This window comes from Streptomyces sp. NPDC029014, assembly GCF_055564695.1.
Genome location: NZ_JBVHVT010000203.1, coordinates 1 through 2,477 on the forward strand (window position 1 = coordinate 1; position 2,477 = coordinate 2,477).

Below are 2,477 nucleotides of genomic sequence, written 5' to 3' on the forward strand. Positions count from 1 at the left end.
CCACCCCCCCCCCCCCCCCCCCCCCCCCCCCCCCCCCCCCCCCCCCCCCCCCCCCCCCCCCCCCCCCCCCCCCCCCCCCCCCCCCCCCCCCCCCAGTCCGCGGTCCGCCGCCCGCCGTAGGCGTCCCACCCCGCCGGATCCGGTGGTGCGCCGTTGAATCGTTGACGCGTTTCCCTTTGAAAGTGCAACCATGCACCCCCGGAACGCCTTTGATTGATATCGTCGATGCGGAGGAGTAGCCTCGATTCCGAGGCAGCCAGGTCGACTCCCGCCGGCTCTCCGGCAGCGGCCGGGCATCATCACCTCCCGTGACCACGGCGGCGGGGGCGGATTTCCGGGGGCACGGGAGAGCACATCCGTCTTCTCCCTCGTCCAAGGAGCCCCCATGTCCGGGGAACTGCTCTACTACAGGAGCGGCGACGGCCTGATCGCAACCGGTCACATAGACGACAACGGCCTCTTCTCGCACCTCGCGGACGGCCGGCTGAGCGACAGCTGGACCCGCATCGTGCCCGTCGGCCGAGAACTCCTCTTCTACCGGGACGACAACGGCGTCGTCGCCACCGGCCGCCTGGGCCGGGACGGCATCTACACCAACCTCGCCGACGGCAAGCTCTCCGACGGCTGGGACCAGATCGTGCCCCTCGGCCGCGAGCTGCTCTTCTACCGCAACGACACCGGCACCATCGCCACCGGCCGTCTCGGCACGAACGGCATCTACACCCATCTCGCGGACGGCACGCTCGGCACCGGGTGGACGCGGATCGTGTCCCTCGGGCGGGAATTGCTGTTCTATCGGTCGGACACGGGCCGGATCGCCACCGGCCGCCTGGGCACGAACGGCATCTACACCCATCTCGCGGACGGCACGCTCGGCACCGGGTGGACGCGGATTGTGCCCCTGGGGCGGGAGCTGCTGTTCTACCGGGCGGACACGGGCCGGATCGCCACCGGCCGCCTGGACACCAACGGCATCTACACCAACCTCGCGGACGGCACCCTCAGCCACAGCTGGACCCATGTCAACGCCCTCGGCAGAGAACTCCAGTTCTACCGCGACAGCGACGGCCGCATCGCCACCGGGCGCCTCGCCACCAACGGGATCTACACCAACCTCGCCGACGGCACGCTCAGCCGCGGCTGGGACCTGATCACCGGCGTCGTGTGACATACCCCGGCGCTCTCGAACCGCCGACCGACCGGAACCTCGCACCGCAACCACTGAGGAGTGAACGGTCATGGCAGAGAACCCCGTCGAGACGTCCGTGGTGGACGTCCCGAACTACTGCTCACAACCCCCGCGCACCGAACCCGTCCTGCCGCCCGGCGCGAGCCCCGACCGGGAGCGCGCCATACTCGTCGGCGGGGCGAAGTGGGTGAACGGCACCGTACTGCACTACTGCTTCCTGAACGAGTCCGGCGTCGCCCTCGACGCGACCCAGCTCGACGAGATCCGGCGCGCCTTCCAGGAGTGGAAGGACATCGGAATCGGGCTGGAGTTCCGCGAGGTGACGCGGCTCTCCGAGGCCGAGGTCCGCATCAGCCTGCGCAGGGGCGACGGGTCCTGGTCCTACGTCGGCCGGGACGTCCTCGGCATCCCGCCGCCGCAGCCCACGATGAGGTTCGGCTGGAGCCTGACCGACACACCGCACGGAAAGGCGACCGCGCGGCACGAGATCGGACACACCCTCGGCTTCGCCCACGAACACCAGAACCCGTTCGCCGGTATCGAATGGGACGAGGAGAAGGTCTACCGCTCGCTCGGCGGCCCGCCGAACAACTGGTCGCGGGAGAAGACCTTCCACAACATCCTGCGCAAGCTGTCCACCGACGAGGTGGAGGGCTCGACGTGGGACCCGCTCTCCGTCATGGAGTACCCGTTCCCGGCCGGCCTGATCATCCGCCCGGAGCAGTACCGGGTCGGCATCCCCGACCCCGTGAGGATCTCCGAGCAGGACAAGACGTACGTCCGCCGGTGGTACCCGGTCATCGACGTGAAGCCGCCCGAGCTGCATCCGCTGCAGTCGGTCGAACTGGGCCTCGCGTCCGGGGAGCAGGCCGACTTCACGATCGAGCCCGCGGAGACGCGGACGTACGAGATGGGCACGTTCGGCAGCAGCGACTTCGTCATGGCCCTGTTCGAGGACATCGACGGCGAACTGCGCTACTACATGGGAACGGACGACAGCGGCACCAACGGCAACGGCCGCCTGAAGGCCAAGCTCTTCCAGGGGCGCCACTATGTGCTGCGCGCCCGGCTGTACTCCATCTGGGGCCCGGGCAAGGCCGCCCTCATGTGCTGGTGACGGCGGACCGCCGCAGCGTGCGGCGGAGTGGAGTTTCGCCTTCGGTCCATCCGCGTGTGGGGGGGGCGGGAGGCCGGGGGTCCCACACACGCGCCGTTTGCTGTCTTTTTTCTTGGGGTGCGGTCGCGTGTCGCACCCCAACCCCCCCCCCCCCACGGGTTCTGTCCCCCC

General features: G+C 69.8%; 2 protein-coding genes. Both read left to right on the forward strand.

Going from position 1 to position 2,477, the window contains the following annotated elements; all coding sequences use genetic code 11:
• The first annotated feature begins 385 nt into the window (after positions 1 to 385).
• On the forward strand, positions 386 to 1,168 hold the full coding sequence (locus tag ACZ4VL_RS40405; protein ID WP_468210980.1) for a hypothetical protein: 783 nt from the start codon (positions 386 to 388) through the stop codon (positions 1,166 to 1,168).
• Positions 1,169 to 1,238: 70 nt separating this feature from the next.
• Positions 1,239 to 2,306: a M12 family metallopeptidase gene (locus ACZ4VL_RS40410; protein WP_468210982.1), complete on the forward strand. Its 1,068-nt coding sequence runs from the start codon at positions 1,239 to 1,241 to the stop codon at positions 2,304 to 2,306.
• Positions 2,307 to 2,477: the final 171 nt, after the last annotated feature.